18 protein-coding genes are annotated in these 15,108 nt (G+C 49.8%); 11 read left to right on the top strand and 7 right to left on the bottom strand.

The genetic code is table 11. The features are described 5' to 3' along the window. Positions 1-4 precede the first annotated feature (4 nt). On the top strand, positions 5-838 hold the full coding sequence (locus A8707_RS00720; RefSeq protein WP_068814352.1) for a carbohydrate ABC transporter permease: 834 nt from the start codon (positions 5-7) through the stop codon (positions 836-838). A gap of 56 nt (positions 839-894) precedes the next feature. Beyond that, a complete protein-coding gene (locus A8707_RS00715; RefSeq protein WP_068814351.1) occupies positions 895-1,704 on the top strand; it encodes a YebC/PmpR family DNA-binding transcriptional regulator in 810 nt (269 codons plus the stop codon). 7 nt (positions 1,705-1,711) lie between these two features. On the opposite strand, the gene A8707_RS00710 is transcribed toward A8707_RS00715, so the two are convergent. From A8707_RS00710 to A8707_RS00685, 6 genes are all read right to left on the bottom strand, one after another. Next, a complete protein-coding gene (locus tag A8707_RS00710) occupies positions 1,712-2,302 on the bottom strand; it encodes a hypothetical protein (RefSeq protein WP_068814483.1) in 591 nt (196 codons plus the stop codon). A gap of 46 nt (positions 2,303-2,348) precedes the next feature. Next, positions 2,349-3,434 (bottom strand): heat-inducible transcriptional repressor HrcA, encoded by a 1,086-nt coding sequence (gene hrcA / locus A8707_RS00705; RefSeq protein WP_068814482.1) that lies wholly within the window; start codon positions 3,432-3,434, stop codon positions 2,349-2,351. 227 nt (positions 3,435-3,661) lie between these two features. Beyond that, entirely contained in the window at positions 3,662-4,267 is a 606-nt protein-coding gene (leuD, locus tag A8707_RS00700) for a 3-isopropylmalate dehydratase small subunit (RefSeq protein ID WP_068814350.1), read from the bottom strand. A 244-nt stretch (positions 4,268-4,511) separates the two neighbouring features. Next, on the bottom strand, positions 4,512-4,880 hold the full coding sequence (locus A8707_RS00695; protein ID WP_068814349.1) for a ribulose bisphosphate carboxylase small subunit: 369 nt from the start codon (positions 4,878-4,880) through the stop codon (positions 4,512-4,514). A 35-nt stretch (positions 4,881-4,915) separates the two neighbouring features. Then, on the bottom strand, positions 4,916-5,326 hold the full coding sequence (gene rcbX, locus A8707_RS00690) for a RuBisCO chaperone RbcX (RefSeq protein ID WP_068814348.1): 411 nt from the start codon (positions 5,324-5,326) through the stop codon (positions 4,916-4,918). A 77-nt stretch (positions 5,327-5,403) separates the two neighbouring features. Then, complete coding sequence (locus tag A8707_RS00685; RefSeq protein WP_068814347.1) at positions 5,404-6,834, bottom strand: form I ribulose bisphosphate carboxylase large subunit; 1,431 nt, start codon at positions 6,832-6,834, stop codon at positions 5,404-5,406. A 364-nt stretch (positions 6,835-7,198) separates the two neighbouring features. Here A8707_RS00685 and A8707_RS00680 point away from each other — a divergent pair, with 364 nt between their 5' ends. The 6 genes from A8707_RS00680 to A8707_RS00655 all read left to right on the top strand — a co-directional run bounded on the left by A8707_RS00680 (position 7,199) and on the right by A8707_RS00655 (position 10,704). Further along, positions 7,199-7,384 (top strand): hypothetical protein, encoded by a 186-nt coding sequence (locus A8707_RS00680; RefSeq protein ID WP_068814346.1) that lies wholly within the window; start codon positions 7,199-7,201, stop codon positions 7,382-7,384. Next, positions 7,381-7,650: a hypothetical protein gene (locus tag A8707_RS00675; RefSeq protein WP_068814345.1), complete on the top strand. Its 270-nt coding sequence runs from the start codon at positions 7,381-7,383 to the stop codon at positions 7,648-7,650. Before A8707_RS00680 ends, A8707_RS00675 begins: the two co-directional genes overlap by 4 nt. An 88-nt stretch (positions 7,651-7,738) precedes the next feature. Continuing rightward, positions 7,739-8,995 carry an AmpG family muropeptide MFS transporter gene (locus A8707_RS00670; protein WP_068814344.1) on the top strand — a complete coding sequence of 419 codons (1,257 nt, stop codon included), beginning with the start codon at positions 7,739-7,741 and terminating at the stop codon, positions 8,993-8,995. Between the two features lie 107 nt (positions 8,996-9,102). Further along, a complete protein-coding gene (locus tag A8707_RS00665; protein WP_068814343.1) occupies positions 9,103-9,351 on the top strand; it encodes a hypothetical protein in 249 nt (82 codons plus the stop codon). Positions 9,352-9,361: 10 nt separating this feature from the next. Then, positions 9,362-9,865 carry a GNAT family N-acetyltransferase gene (locus A8707_RS00660; protein ID WP_068814342.1) on the top strand — a complete coding sequence of 168 codons (504 nt, stop codon included), beginning with the start codon at positions 9,362-9,364 and terminating at the stop codon, positions 9,863-9,865. Between the two features lie 53 nt (positions 9,866-9,918). Beyond that, entirely contained in the window at positions 9,919-10,704 is a 786-nt protein-coding gene (locus A8707_RS00655) for a HEAT repeat domain-containing protein (RefSeq protein ID WP_068814341.1), read from the top strand. On the opposite strand, the gene A8707_RS27400 is transcribed toward A8707_RS00655, so the two are convergent. Beyond that, the gene (locus A8707_RS27400) at positions 10,701-11,672 is read right to left on the bottom strand and encodes an NYN domain-containing protein (protein ID WP_231947878.1); all 972 of its coding nucleotides are present in this window, start codon (positions 11,670-11,672) and stop codon (positions 10,701-10,703) included. The two genes, A8707_RS00655 and A8707_RS27400, sit on opposite strands and share 4 nt — an antisense overlap. A gap of 160 nt (positions 11,673-11,832) precedes the next feature. Here A8707_RS27400 and A8707_RS00645 point away from each other — a divergent pair, with 160 nt between their 5' ends. From A8707_RS00645 to A8707_RS00635, 3 genes are all read left to right on the top strand, one after another. Beyond that, on the top strand, positions 11,833-12,786 hold the full coding sequence (locus A8707_RS00645; RefSeq protein ID WP_068814340.1) for a response regulator: 954 nt from the start codon (positions 11,833-11,835) through the stop codon (positions 12,784-12,786). 123 nt (positions 12,787-12,909) lie between these two features. Further along, complete coding sequence (gene ubiE / locus A8707_RS00640) at positions 12,910-13,605, top strand: bifunctional demethylmenaquinone methyltransferase/2-methoxy-6-polyprenyl-1,4-benzoquinol methylase UbiE (RefSeq protein ID WP_068814339.1); 696 nt, start codon at positions 12,910-12,912, stop codon at positions 13,603-13,605. Beyond that, on the top strand, positions 13,602-14,834 hold the full coding sequence (locus A8707_RS00635; protein WP_068814338.1) for a DUF445 domain-containing protein: 1,233 nt from the start codon (positions 13,602-13,604) through the stop codon (positions 14,832-14,834). The genes ubiE and A8707_RS00635 overlap by 4 nt, the downstream gene beginning before the upstream one ends. Positions 14,835-15,108: the final 274 nt, after the last annotated feature.

Genomic DNA, 15,108 nt, shown 5'->3' with positions numbered 1-15,108 from the left:
AAACATGATTGCAAAATCGGCTCGATCGTGGATATGGCTTCTTTACGCAGCGCTTGCTGTCTATGCGTTCATCACATTTATTCCGTTTACTTGGGCGCTGTCTGCTTCATTTAAATCACTACCAGAAATCTCAGCAGGAGGGGCAGATTTCATTCCTAAAGCCTTCACATTAGAGAACTACAAAACCATCTTTTTGCAAGAACCTTTATTTGGAAGATGGTTAGCTAATAGCGTCATGGTTGCTGTTACAGTCACCCTCTTTAATTTGCTATTTAACTCAATGGCAGGCTATGCACTCGCTCGAATTAAATTCCCTGGAAATCGGCTCTTGTTCGTGTTGGTTTTAGCGGTCTTAGTCATACCAGGACAAATCACTCTCTTACCTAAGTTCTTGATTCTTAAGTCGTTTGGTTGGCTCAATTCTTATCAAGGTTTGATTGCACCTGCACTTGTGAATGCCACCTTTATTTTTATGATGCGACAATTTTTTCTCAACTTCCCCAAAGAGTTAGAAGAAGCCGCCGCACTCGATGGATTAAATCGATTTGAAACCTTCTTTCAGGTCGTGATGCCTCTCGCAAAACCCGCACTAGCGGCTCAAACAATTTTTATTTTTATGGGTTCCTGGAATGAATTTTTACTGCCTTTGGTGGTCATGTCTAACCCAGAAATGTTTACACTTCCTTTAGGGCTAAATGCATTTAAGGGTCAATACGTTACTTACTGGAATTACATCATGGCAGCCTCCATGATTTCTACGCTTCCTGCTTTGGCAATCTACGCCTTTTTTAACCGATACTTCATTCAAGGAGTCACCTTCACCGGGGGAAAAGGTTGAAAAACGCCGCGATCGTTTAGATTGAATCTACTATCAGCATCTAGTTTCATTCCAATATGGCAGGACATAGTAAGTGGGCGAATATTAAGCGCCAAAAAGCACGAGTCGATGCGGTTAAAGGCAAAGTCTTCACCAAAATCTCGCGAGAAATTATCGTAGCGGCTCGCAGCGGTGTACCCGATCCGGCGGCAAACTTTCAGCTTCGCACGGCGATCGAGAAAGCTAAAGCCGCCAGCATTCCCGCAGACAACATCGATCGAGCGATCGCCAAAGGTGCAGGCAAAGGCGCAGACAGCACTGAGTTAGAAGCCATTCGCTATGAAGGCTATGGCTCTGGTGGAGTCGCGGTTTTAATCGAGGCACTCACTGACAATCGCAATCGCACCGCCGCCACCCTCAGAGAAGCGTTTAGCAAAAACGGCGGCAACTTGGGCGAATCTGGGTGCGTCGGCTGGATGTTTGAGCAAAAGGGCATCGTTGAAGTGGCGATGACGACTTCACAGGTCAAACGGGGGCGCAATCGGACTCTTGAAAACGATCCAGTAGACGAAGAAGAATTTCTAGAAGCGTGTCTTGAAGGCGGTGCTGAAGCTTACGAGATGATCGACACCGAAGACGGAAACGTGGCTGAAGTCGTGACGGACGTAGAGAATCTGGAAGCGTTGAGCCAAACGCTCAGAGACCAATACACCGTCAGTCTGGTTGAGTTGCGCTGGATTCCGACCACGACGATCGAGGTCACTCAGCCCGATCACGCCCGATCGCTCCTCAAGCTGATGGATGCTTTAGAAGACCTCGACGATGTGCAATCCGTCACCGCCAACTTTGAAATGGCGGCTGATCTGATGACATCCAGCCTTGCTTAATTTTAGATTATGGGGTCAGTGTGGCTGCGGTCCAAATTGTCCAGCCGTCGATCGCCAACAGCATCACCGTCAAGCCCAGCAGAATGAGATACATCCAGGGCTGAGACAACGGCTTCACGTCTCTTGTGTCAATTCCGGTTTCTGCCTCAACTCGTCGGACTAGCCGCGCAAATCCAGCGACGCGCATCGGCAACAGATAGCCCTGCCCCGACTGGCTGAGAAAATAGTAGACCAGTCCACCTTGACCCGTCGATCGCGGCTTTAGTGCTTTGACTTCTGCCCAAGGCAACTGCCAACCCTTGCGAAAAAACTTCGGCACCCAGCGCGGATACGTCACCTCAATTCCTTGCGGGTTTACGACAACCCGTTCACACAACACGGCGTAGAGTCCGATCGCTCCAAGAGCAATGCCCACCCACAGCAAATTAGGCGGAACTGGCGATTTCGTCACCTCCGAGAGAAACGGCAGCGGAGTCGTCAACGCCCCATACAAACTCAGCAGCGTGATGCGAATCAGAGGAGAAATCCGAAACAGATCTTCTGCCGAGTGAGAAGGTTCTACGATCGAGGATTCAGAGGAATTTGTAGGGTCGCTCACAGGGGTAAATTCTCGTAAGTGCGGACAATCAGCGATATCACAAGCCCTAACCGAGCGCATCTGACAAATAATCTGCTGTGGCTTCAACGAGGGCGATCGTGTCTTCATAAACCATTCGCGTCGGACCCAAAACCCCTACGCTGCCGACTGCCGCAGATCCTCGGCTATAGGTCGAAGAAATCAGCGTGCAGGCGCGAATCGGTTCTAAAAGATTTTCAGAGCCAATGCGAACAGATACGCGTCGCCCCGATCCGTCTGAGTCGGGCTGCTCAAAAATCAGCGGCATTAGCTGGTGTTGTTCTTCTTCGAGCAGGTGCATAATAGTCTTGATGTGATGCAGCTCCGAGAATTCGGGCTGTCTGAGAACTTCTGAGACTCCGCTAATTAAGATCTGGGTTGGCAGCGCAGACGACTGGGAAAGGCGACGAGTCAGATCAGTCAGCAACGACGTGAGCGAATGGCTATAGCGTTCAAACTCGCGTCCCAACTCGCTCCAGTCGAGGGTGGCGAGATCGGCAGGCGATCGTCCTCTCAGTTGCTCGTTTAAAAAGTTTGAGAGAATTTGCAGTTCGCGATCGACCCGTTCTGGATCAAGTTTGCTGTCGTCGTTGGATTTGGGCAATTCCATCAGCAGAGATCGAGTCTCATAAGAATCGGTGACGACAATCAGCATGATCCGCTCTGGGTCAACCTGCACAAGCTGCAAATGGCGTAACTCAGTCGTGCGAGTCAGCGGCATCGTAATCAGCGTGATATAGCCGCTCAACGTTGAGAGAATCTGAGCAGCCCCGCGCAGCAATGCTTCAAAGCTCCACTCGTCACCATTGAGACGACACGACAGCAGTTGCTCAATTTGACTGGTCGCCTCGATCGAGGGTTTGATCAAGTTATCTACATAAATTCGATAGCCAGAATCAGACGGAATTCTCCCGGCTGAGGTGTGGGGTTGATAAAGCAGCCCTGATTTTTCTAAAACACCCATTGCATTGCGAATCGTGGCAGAACTGACGCTGAGGTTATATTCCTTCACCAGCGCTTCTGACCCGACTGGCTCGGCGGTGGCGATATAGTGACGCACTGTTGCCCAAAGAACCTGCTGCTGACGGTTTGTAAGATTGATAGGAAGGGACATTTTTAAATAAACAAGATTATGATCGCAGTCGTCTAACACTCAAAACTCTGAATCACCCAGCGCAGATACACATCAAGGCTGAAACTAAGATAGCAGATTCTTAAGTTTGTCTTTTATTTCAAATCAGCGTCGTAACAAGCACATCAAAACGAGTTGGCTGATCACCTTATCTCAATTTTATTCTGAGTCTTGCTACCTTTCCTACTCCTTACAAGGCTAAAGTCGAGCTAGGAGGCGAGTTTGCTCCAAGAGAGATAAGGCAGAGTGGCGGCGGTGGCACGAGTCCGATCGCTCTGAGCAACCAGTTGACCACACGCATCCCAAGTGCCAGCCATCAGCATCATGCGAGAGCCTTCACCCATCGAAATTGGGGCACTAAAGTTATCGCATTTCACTTGCATCGCTTCAAGATCGACGGTGATCTCAGCGTGAGGATCGGCAGTCACCATTTCCTGCAATTGTTTAGTCGTTGTAGAATCAGCCGCCACACAGGGAATACCCATCACCACACAGTTACCAAAAAAGATCTCGGCAAAACTTTCACCCACGATCGCTCCAATTCCCCACTTAGCGATCGCTTGCGGCGCGTGTTCGCGACTAGAGCCACAGCCAAAATTATCATTGACCACGAGAACTTTAGCGCCCTGGTATTGAGATTGATCAAACGGGTGTTGACCCTTGGCTTGTGCTCGATCGTCGGCAAACACATCGGCTCCTAGCCCATCAAACGTGACGCACCGCAAAAAACGGGCGGGAATGATCCGATCGGTGTCGATATCGTTGCCTACTAGAGGAATGCCGCGTCCTGAGACTGTCTTGACTTCGCTGACCATGTTCACTCGTTGACTTCAGTTTGCTTATTTTCTCACATCAAATTAACCCACGACCCAAATAGATGATGGATTCACCCGATGCTGTCGAGACGTTTCGGTGGAACGTCTCGCCGATCGCGCCATGACCCACAACCACCCGCATTCAAGGTCATCCCAACAGCAAAAAAGGGAGATAGATCAAACTATCCCCCTTCTAAAGCTTATGGAACGATCGGAGATCCCTTAGAAGATCGACCTATCGACATTAGTAGCGATAACCGCTGCTGCTACTGCTGCTGCCGTTGTTGCTGCTGCCGGGTTTGTGAACAATAAAGCTCATCACCTGACACTGCTTAATGTTGTCAAATGCAACGATGCGAATGTAGCAGTTCGAGTACTCAGAGCGGCACTGCTGCACTTCGTTGAGAACTTCTTGAGGGCTGGTTGCGTTAAACAGAGGCAACTTCCACATCGTCCAATAGTAGGTTTCGGGTTCAGACGTTTCGTTGAACTCGATACAAGGGAAATAGCCCTGGTCGATCGTGTATTGGAGCTGACGAGCGATTTGCGCATCGGTTAGCGGAGGGAGATACGAAAAAGTTTCGTAATGGCGCTCTTTAGGCAGAGTTTTCATGAATTTCCTCGATCGAAGGTTTTGCGTTCTTAAGGTTAGGGCGACTCGTCATAAGCCTCTTCATTAGAGATTTCTGACGAGTCAGGAGAAGAAATGGGAGTCGTCAACTCGAATTGCGTGATCCGTTCTAGCTGCTGGCGGCGTTGCTCCATGTTGGCTTGCTGAACCGTCGATCGCAGCATCTCTGGCAAAAACTCAGCAATTTCGTTGGCAAGATGCTCTCTCACCGTCAAAATGCGGAATGCAAGGTCTTGCCTTTCTCGAAAGAGTGCCTGCATATAAGCTTCACCGTCCTGAATCTTTTCTCGCGCTGAGAATTGATGCAGCCAATAGGCACGCTTAGGTTCGGTTTCATCCAACTGGGAGATCACCACCCGCACTGCCTGATAAGTCAGGTAGCTCGTTAGCGTCTTTGTCGTATCTTTCGCAATCCGCTTGAGATCCATGAGCGAAATAATTTAGGGCTTGGATTTTAGATTAAACGTTAACGCTAAAATCCAAAACCCAACATTTCAACCGATCATCAGACCGTATCGACAGCCTCAAACTCAAACTTGATTTCCTTCCACAGCTCACAAGCAGCCGCCAATTCAGGAGACCAACGGCAGGCTTCACGAATCACGTCGCCGCCTTCACGCATCAGGTCACGACCTTCGTTCCGCGCTTGCACACACGCTTCGAGCGCGACGCGGTTTGCGGTTGCACCCGGCGCATTACCCCAAGGGTGTCCGAGAGTTCCACCACCGAATTGCAGGACAGAATCATCGCCAAAGATGTCTACCAGCGCAGGCATGTGCCATACGTGGATACCACCCGACGCGACTGCCATCACACCCGGCATCGAAGCCCAGTCTTGAGTGAAGTAGATACCACGAGACGGATCGCGCTCAATGTAGTTTTCACGCAGCAGGTCGATGAAACCCAAAGTGATCGCTTTGTCGCCTTCGAGCTTACCAACAACGGTTCCGGTGTGAATGTGGTCGCCACCCGACATCCGCAGACACTTCGCTAACACGCGGAAGTGGATGCCGTGATTTTTCTGACGGTCGATCACGGCGTGCATGGCGCGGTGAATGTGCAGCAAGACTCCGTTATCGCGGCACCAGTGCGCCAGCGTGGTATTGGCGGTGAATCCTGCGGTCAGGAAGTCGTGCATGATGATGGGCATTTCGAGTTCTTTGGCGTACTCAGCCCGCTTCAGCATTTCTTCGCACGTTGCAGCCGTACAGTTTAGGTAGTGACCTTTGATTTCTCCGGTTTCTGCCTGAGCCTTGTGGATCGCATCTGCCACAAACAAGAAGCGATCTCGCCAGCGTTGGAAGGGCTGGGAGTTGATGTTTTCGTCGTCTTTGGTGAAGTCCAAGCCACCGCGCAGACATTCGTAAACGGCGCGTCCGTAGTTTTTAGCCGACAAACCGAGCTTCGGCTTGATGGTGCAACCCAGCATGGGGCGACCATATTTGTTGATTTTGTCGCGCTCAACCTGAATGCCGTGGGGAGGTCCTTGGAAGGTCTTCAAATAAGCAACGGGAATGCGAAGGTCTTCTAGACGCAGCGCTTTGAGAGCTTTAAAACCAAACACATTGCCGACAAGTGAGGTCAGCAGGTTGGTGACAGAGCCTTCTTCAAACAAATCTAACGGATAGGCGATGTAGGCGATGAACTGGCTGTCTTCGCCCTTAACGGGTTCGATGTCGTAGCAGCGTCCTTTGTAGCGATCGAGGTCGGTCAGCAGGTCTGTCCACACGGTCGTCCAGGTTCCCGTGGAGGATTCTGCGGCAACTGCGGCGGCGGCTTCTTCGGGGGGAACGCCAGGCTGAGGAGTCACCCGGAACGCTGCCAAAATATCGGTATCTTTAGGCGTGTAGTCTGGGGTGTAGTAGGTTAAGCGGTAATCTTGAACCCCAGCTTTATACCCGGCTTTAGCCTGGGTTTTGGTTTGAGCGTACGACATATCTCCCTTCCTGTTTAAATCGTCAAATCTTTCTCAGCAAGCAGCACCAGCAGCGCCCAGACAATCTGCCTGAACCACGTTTGGTCGTCAACTATGTACATTACACCGATGAGGGATCGACTTTTCACATTTGATCCCAAAGTTTAAAATCAAGTTTTAAGAAGCGCCTCACTGGGTGACTTAGTGACATCTTCATTAAGGATAGTATCAGGATTTTGATAAGCAATACTTGAGAAATTCTGTAGCGTTAGATAAACGATCGTTATCAATTAAGTCGTTAGATATCGCTTTGTAAAGAGAGATTAAGCGAGGCTTCAGAGATTGTCTTGTAGAATCTCTGAGGCAGAAACTGTGATAGTCAAGCGTGGAACCCACTGAAGATCAGTATCTCGTGCTGAATGCCCTCGAAACATTAGGTTTCATTGAAAGAAGGCTCTATGATCCAGAAATCGGGGTTTGGTGTATCGAAACCGCTAGCCCCATTTTGGCGATCGCCTTTGTTCTAGCCGATGGTGAGATTGTTCCTATTTACTGGCTGCAAGACCCATGAGAGAACCCACCGACCTTGAAAGGCAGCAGTATGCCAGACTGAGAGAGCTTCTTGACGTGTCTCATCAGCGCTATCTTGAGGCAGGCGGCGACCCTGACAAGACGCACAGTGGGCTGCCCGGACATGACTATTTGAGCGATGCCGAGCGAGTCGAGATGGTGACGCTAATGCGACAGCTTGCCGGAATTCGGATATTGGGAGAGCAGGCACACTATCAGGGGCGATCGTGGCAAATTCAGTCTCCATCCGAGATTCAGCCGTTGTGATCACGCAGTAGATTTTGATCAGACGCGGCTGTGAGATGATGGCTAGAACGCATTTTGCGTTGCCTATTTTAAAGGAGTTCCGCCTGTCGTGAAACCGTCTTCATCTCCTCTGCAAGTGTTTCAAAGCCGCAAGATGGTGGCTCTCTTATGGCTGGGCTTCGCATCAGGACTGCCGCTCTATTTGACGAGCAAAACGCTGCAAGCGTGGATGACTGTTGAAGGCATTCAACTAAGCGCGATCGGGCTGTTTAGCTTAGTCGGGTTGCCTTACTCGCTGAAGTTTCTTTGGTCGCCCCTTTTAGATCGGTTTGTGCCGCCGTTTCTCGGTCGCCGCCGGGGATGGCTGGTGATTATGCAAATCGGATTGGTGATAGCGATCGCGGCAATGGCGCTGCAAAATCCTAAACAATCGCTGCAGCTATTAGCAATTAATTCGCTGGTGATTGCGTTTCTGAGTGCGAGTCAAGACATTGCGTTTGATGCCTATCGCACCGATATTTTAGAGCCACTCGAAATGGGCGCGGGGGCAGCCGTTTCAGTGCTCGGATATCGAATTGCCTTATTGGTGACAGGCGCATTGGCGTTGATTTTGGCAGACCGGACTTCCTGGCAAGTCGTCTATCTACTTCTGTCTCTCGTGATGGGGATTGGAATTCTCGCCTCTTTGTGGGCACCCGAACCGAAGCTGCAACCCCAACCGCCCGACTCGTTGCGGGAAGCAGTCACTCTGCCCTTTATCGAGTTTTTTCAACGATTGGGGACGCTGCGGGGCAGTGCTGTCTTGGTCTTCATTGTGCTTTATAAATTGGGGGATTCCCTCGTCAACAATATGTCGCTGCCGTTTTTATTAAAGACGGGCTTCACCCAAACCGATGTGGGTGCCATTCAAGGAGGAATGGGATTATTGGCAACGATCGTGGGCGTTTTAGCAGGGGGAGCCGTTCTCAGCAAATTGGGCATCGCTCGATCGCTCTGGGTGTTTGGTGGTTTGCAGGCAATCAGCAACCTGACTTATCTGGGGTTGGCGCAGGTTGGCAAAAACTATCCCTTTATGGTGGTGGCGATCAACATTGAGAACTTTTGTGCAGGACTGGGCACGGCTGCTTTTGTGGCATTCTTTATGAGTCTTTGTAATCAGCGCTTTTCAGCGACTCAATTTGCTCTATTTTCTAGTCTGATGGCGGTCAGTCAAAATATTTTAGTGGCTCCGGCTGGGCGATTGGTCGAGGCGACAGGCTGGACGTGGTTTTTCATCATCACCATTTTCGCTTCCCTGCCAGGGTTGATGCTTTTACCCATCTTTGCGCCCTGGAACGCTGACTCTACGCCTTTGGACGAGCTTTAAATTTTTCCATCTTAGAAGGGGTGATCAGCGGTAGGATAAGATGAGAGGTTTTTAACAAATCTTGAGCTATTTTTTAGAAAAATCCCTTCATTGCGATCGCCCGTCCTATGGCTTTTCTTCGTCAGTATGTCGCCCCTCTACTGGTCGTGCTAGTTTTCTTAGTTGCCTTGGTGGCAGTCAGTGCTCGAATCTTTCTTCCTTCAGACATGGCGGCTCCGGCTCCGATCGAAGAAGTCAATCCAACTAGCGACAAAGCTCAGGCTCCTGACTCCAACTCTGTGGCTGGCTTGCCTCCCGCCCTGTCTGCTCTGATTAAAGGACTGCCTGACGATCTTGCCCCATCCGAGAAGCTCTAATCCGTTACTCGTGTCTAGTCAGCTACCCTCTGATTATCGACTGCAAGTAGGCTCGACACTAGACAGGGCGCTGCTAGTGAAGTTTATGCAGCGCACATATCAAGAGCTTTATCCGACGGGCGACTTGACTCACTTAGCAGTAACGATCGAGCAATATCTCTCAAATCAAACGCCGATCTGGTGGGTTGAATCCAGTCAGGTTATTTCTACGGGAGGTCTGCCTTCCTCGCGCTCGCTACGGCAGCCGATCGCGGGTTTGTGGCTGGGCAACGCCATCGACCAAGCCAGCGGCGATCGCCACGCTCACATTTTTTTGCTGTATGTCATGCCAAATCACCGACGCAAAGGCATTGGGGCGGCGTTGGTTCGTCATGCCGAAAACTGGGCAAAAGAGCGGGGCGATCGACAGATTGGCTTACAAGTCTTTACATCCAATCAGCCTGCTCTTCAGCTATACCAGACATTAGGCTACCAAACTCAATCACTGTGGATGGTCAAGTCGTTGGAATTATGATAATTTTTGAATTCAAAATTCTCTAGTCATCGGGTGCGGTAAAGTTACTAGATATGTATAGCGATGATGATTTGACCGTCTTAGATATCGACGTTGATTTAGCCAACCCGCTAGATCAAATTCCTGCGATCGAAGATGAGTCAGAAGTCCAGAAGCCTAACCCCGACTTGATGCTGGCAATCCTTGACTCGCAGGATGTGCAGCAGAGAATGATGGCGACACGAGCCTTTTGTGAACTGCAAGACGATCGGGCGATTCCTCATTTAATTCGACTGTTGAGCGATGCCTGCCCGCTGGTGCGCGTGAGTGCTGCCTACGCGTTAGGGCGCAACCCTAGCAAAGATGCGGTCGAGCCACTGGTCAAGCAGTATGACGAAGATTGGAATGGCTATGTGCGGAAAGGTGTCGTCTGGGCGCTGGGAAACTGCCGCGATCGTCGCTCCCTACCAACGCTAATTACAGCGGTCAGAACAGACATTCCAGCCGTTCGGCTGTGGGCAGCCAGTGCGCTGGCACAAATGACATCGGTAGGGTATGACGTGGTGGTGGCGGCGGTCGCCCCGCTGATTGAGGCATTGAGACAAGACCCAGTAGCGGCGATTCGCAGTAATGCGGCGTGGGCGTTGGGTCAACTCTGTCGAGAACTGCCGTCAAACGTGATTTATGCGACGGCGATCGACGCGCTCATTGAGTCATTTGCTGAAGATTCAGACGTAGGTGTGCGCGAAGATGCAAAATCGGCGATGCTCAAATTGGGTGACATTCGCGGGCTGCAGGTGATTGAAGAGTTAGAACAAGAGGGGCTTTTGTGGGAGCACGGCAAAGAATCTTGGGACTAGAGACACTGAGTAGAAGCTTCTAAACGCTGCTTGATATACATCTCTTTAATCTTCGGATCTTTACTATTGTGAGTTTCTTTAAAGTCAAAGATATTGGTCGCTTTTAACAACTTCCAAAGCTGATTGTGACCATAGTTTTTGGGATTGAAGCTTGGGGACAGCTTTTTAATTTGTGCTCCCAGAGTTCCTAGACGTGTCCATCCATCATTTTCTACGATCGCCGCATAAGCATCCTTCAAAAGCTTCAACAACTTCTTATCGATTTTCAAGCTTTGCTGACTCGTATTCGTTGACGTAGAAGCAGGGGCTTTAGATGCCTTCTGTGCGTCTTTTGAGTTCTGCTTAGTTCCGCTGGACGGAGCGATTGAATCAAAAGGAGAAGGAACGGATGCTTTCTGCGCATCTTTTGAGCGTTGCTTGTTTCCGGTTGATAGATCAGATGTAGAACTTTCCAGTGGCTTGGATTTGTCAGTGTAGATAAATTCGTCGCAGGCACTCACAAAAGCCTCTGGCGTTTTTGGCTCACCAAATCCATAAACCACTAGCCCTGATTCTCGAATGCGACTGGCTAAACGAGTGAAATCACTATCGCTAGAAACGATGCAAAACCCGTCAAAGTTGCGCGTGTAGAGCAAATCCATCGCGTCGATAATCAGAGCACTGTCTGTCGAATTTTTGCCCGTCGTATATCGAAACTGCTGAATGGGTTGAATGGCAAGTTTGTTAAGTTTGGCTTTCCAATTGACAAGTTGCCCGCTTGTCCAATCGCCGTAGATTCGTTTAACGTGGGCGGTTCCATATTGAGTCACTTCCTGCAAAAGCGTCTCAATCCCGTCAGCACTCGCGTTTTCTGCATCAATCAACACGGCAAGCCGCTTGCTCTTAAACGACATATCATTGTCCATTTGCGCTCGATCGACTGACAAAATAACGACCCAGTTTATAAATACCCACAAACTGACCTCCATTACGGCTCGGATATCTTTATTTATTGATTTCTGTTAAAAATTGGAGCAAAGTGGCAACACTAAAGGGGTACCATCTGCCCAATGTCTTGCTGAACGCCCGAAACAGAAGTCACTGTCGGCGATCGGCTGTTTCCTATCTTTGCAAAGGAGTTCGTTATTAATGGAATACACAATTCCAGAGCTTGATCCTATTAGCCGCCAGTTGGTGAGTTTAGAGCGTCCTAAGAAGACCAAAATGCTGGTCGTCGATGATGAGCCAGATAACCTTGATTTGCTCTATCGCACCTTTCGGCGAGATTTTCAGGTTCTCAAAGCCGAGAGTGGGATGCAAGCATTAGAAATTTTGTCTGCTGAGGGAGAGGTCGCGGTGATCATCTCCGATCAGCGGATGCCCGAAATGAAAGGGACAGAGTTTTTGAGCCGCACGGTGCCCCAGTTTCCTGACACGATGCGAATTATTCTCACCGGGTTTACCGACGTTGAAGACCTGGTTGAGGCAATCAATTCTGGACAGGTTTACAAATACATCACCAAACCTTGGGACCCTAGCGAGCTAAAAGCAGTTGTGCAGCGAGCCGCCGAGACCTATGAATTGCTCAAACAACGCACCGAAGAACTGCGGCGATCGCAGGCTCAAACCGCGTTGCTTTCGACGATCATTCAGGTCGCTCAAAATGCCTCTAGCTCAGAAAGCACGTTGACCCCGATCGCGACCGCATTTGGCAAAAACTTTGTAGCCGATGGCTGCATTTTGCAACTCGTCGAGAAGGAAACGCTTACAGCTCACGGCAGCTATAGCACCGCCGAGCCTTTAGAAAATTGGTTAGAGAAAGACTCAATGGTGAGAGAGGCGATCGCGTCTCAAAAAATTCAGGTTTCTGTCAACGTTCCTGCCGATGCCAGTTTGTCAGACAGCCCTCACTACACCAGTTCTGGAATTCAGGCGCACCTGATTGTTCCGGTGACGCTGCGAGGTGAACTGCTGGCGGTGCTGTCTCTGCAATGGAAGCAACCTTGCACCCTCAGAGAAGATGAACTTTTGCTCTTACATCTCTCTGCCCAACAGGTTGCGTTGGCGTTGACGTGCAGCCATTATTCTTCTGTGGTGGCATAGAGATTAGGTTAATTAATACGATTTAGCAGCGCGAAGCCAAAAAGCAGGTCTTTAAAATCTAGAATTTTAAAGACCTGCTTTTTTCAAGGGGTCTTCAGTCCAAAATCGGTAGCCCAAAATCGGATGAAATCTGACCAAATCCAAGCCTTATTCGATCGCATCGCACCTGTCTATGATGAGCTAAATACAGTTCTCAGCTTTGGGCAACACCGCATCTGGAAACAAATGGCGGTCAAGTGGAGCGGTGCCAAACCGGGAGACGTGTGCCTCGATCTTTGCTGTGGCAGCGGCGACCTTGCCCAGATGTTAGCCGAGAAAGTAGGCAAAACAGGACAGGTTTACGGCGTTGATTTTTCGTCGGCTCAGTTAGCGGTGGCAAGTGATCGGGCAACTCGTCGCTGTCTCAAACCCGCGATTCAATGGGTAGAATCGGACGTTTTGACGTTGCCCTTTTCTGATAACCAGTTTGATTGCGCCACGATGGGCTATGGGCTGCGGAACGTGACCGACATTCTGCTCAGTTTGAAAGAAATTCGCCGCGTCTTGAAGCCGGGGGCAAAAGCTGCCATTCTCGATATGCACCGTCCGAGTAATGGGTGGGTGAGGGCGTTCCAAAAGTGGTATCTCGATGAAGTGGTCGTTCCGGCGGCTCATCGGCTAGGCTTTACCGAAGAATATGCCTACATCGCTCCCAGTCTCGACAAATTTCCGACGGGTGCAAAACAAGTCAGCCTTGCCAACCAAGCCGGATTTGCATCTGCTATGCACTATCCCACTGCCGGGGGTACGATGGGAGTGTTGGTCATTATGAAAGGATGACAGATCTCTCTACACTTTGGCTCTTTGTCGCTCCTCCGATCGTGGGTGGAATTATTGGATATTTCACCAACGATGTCGCGATCAAAATGCTGTTTCGCCCCTATCGAGCGCTTTATCTGGGCAAACAGCGCATTCCGTTTACGCCGGGTCTGATTCCTCGCAATCAAGAACGCCTTGCTAGACGAATTTCTGACACGATTATGGGATCGTTGCTGACTCCTGATGAGCTGCAAAAACTGGCGCGGCGATTGCTGCAAACTGAGCGGGTGCAGAGTGCGCTGCTGTGGCTTTTAAAACTGGCGCTTGAGCAGCTCGAATCAGACAAAGAGCAGAAAACCGCCAAAATTGTGGCAAACATTCTGCGAGATTTATTTGGGCAGTCGTTGCCGCGATTATTAAAGGTGTTGGCACGGCGTGAAGACTTTCTAGAGGAGCAGCTTAACCAGATTTTTGATCAGGTGATTCTAGAATTTCAACTCAGCAATGATCAGTCTGGCAAATTGGCAGATTGGGTGACTCAAGCGGTTGCACCGCCCGATCGGATTCGTCAAGTGTTGATTGATTTTTTGACCGATCGCAATATTCAAGTCATTGATGAAGGTTTTCGAGAAAAAACAAGCGGGACGTATTGGGTCGTCGCTAATCTTTTTGGCGTTCGCAACTCTTTGGTGCGGTTAAGAGCCTTCTGTTTAGACGAAAGAGAAGCGTGTAATAAAGTCTTGGCAGAGCTGGTGTTTTCGCTCGGCGTTAAAACTCGCTTAAGAGAATGGCTGCAAAACCTCTCGCTGCAAGACCTGCCCGTTTCAACGGTCAGACAACTCCGCAAAACCATGCGCGAAAGCGTCCGCCAATATCTGCAAGACCGAGGGGCTGACGTGTTGCAGGGCTTGAGCAAGTCGGTCGATTGGGAAAATGTGGCATCGGTGGTTTTGGCTCGTCTGCAAACGTCGGAGGCGGTGACTGGCTCATTAGAAGTGATCAGTCAGGAATTGGCGTTGATTTTAGAGCGATATCTGGAGCGAGATCTCGAAAACATTGTGGCTCAAGCCATCCCGATTTTGAATATTGATCAGGTGATTGTCGATCGCGTCGGAGCCACGTCTCCCGCAGATTTAGAAAACGCGATTAACGGAATTGTGAAAAGTGAACTGCAAGCGATCGTCAACTTGGGCGGCATCTTAGGGTTTGTGATCGGTCTGCTTCAGTCTGCGATTTTGTTGATTCGCTGATCAAACGATCGCTTAATATCAAAAAAACTAATTGAGAACTCATTGACGCTTACCTCGAAGAAGGAGAAAACGAGTTTGAAGCGTTGCGGCGATCGCTGAGGCAAAAAAATCCGGCTCTATATCAAAAGTTGGCAGAGGCTCAGGTGCAGAAGCAAACCAACGGATGACTAAGCTTCAATTTCAAGCAGATGCCGATCTCAAACACGCGATCGTGACTGGAATCCTTCGCAGATAACCAACCATTGATTTTCAATCAGCTAATGCAGCAGGATTA

It is taken from the genome of Phormidesmis priestleyi BC1401 (assembly GCF_001650195.1).
GTDB lineage: Bacteria > Cyanobacteriota > Cyanobacteriia > Leptolyngbyales > Leptolyngbyaceae > Phormidesmis_A > Phormidesmis_A priestleyi_B.
This window is presented reverse-complemented; position numbering and strand designations above follow the sequence as displayed.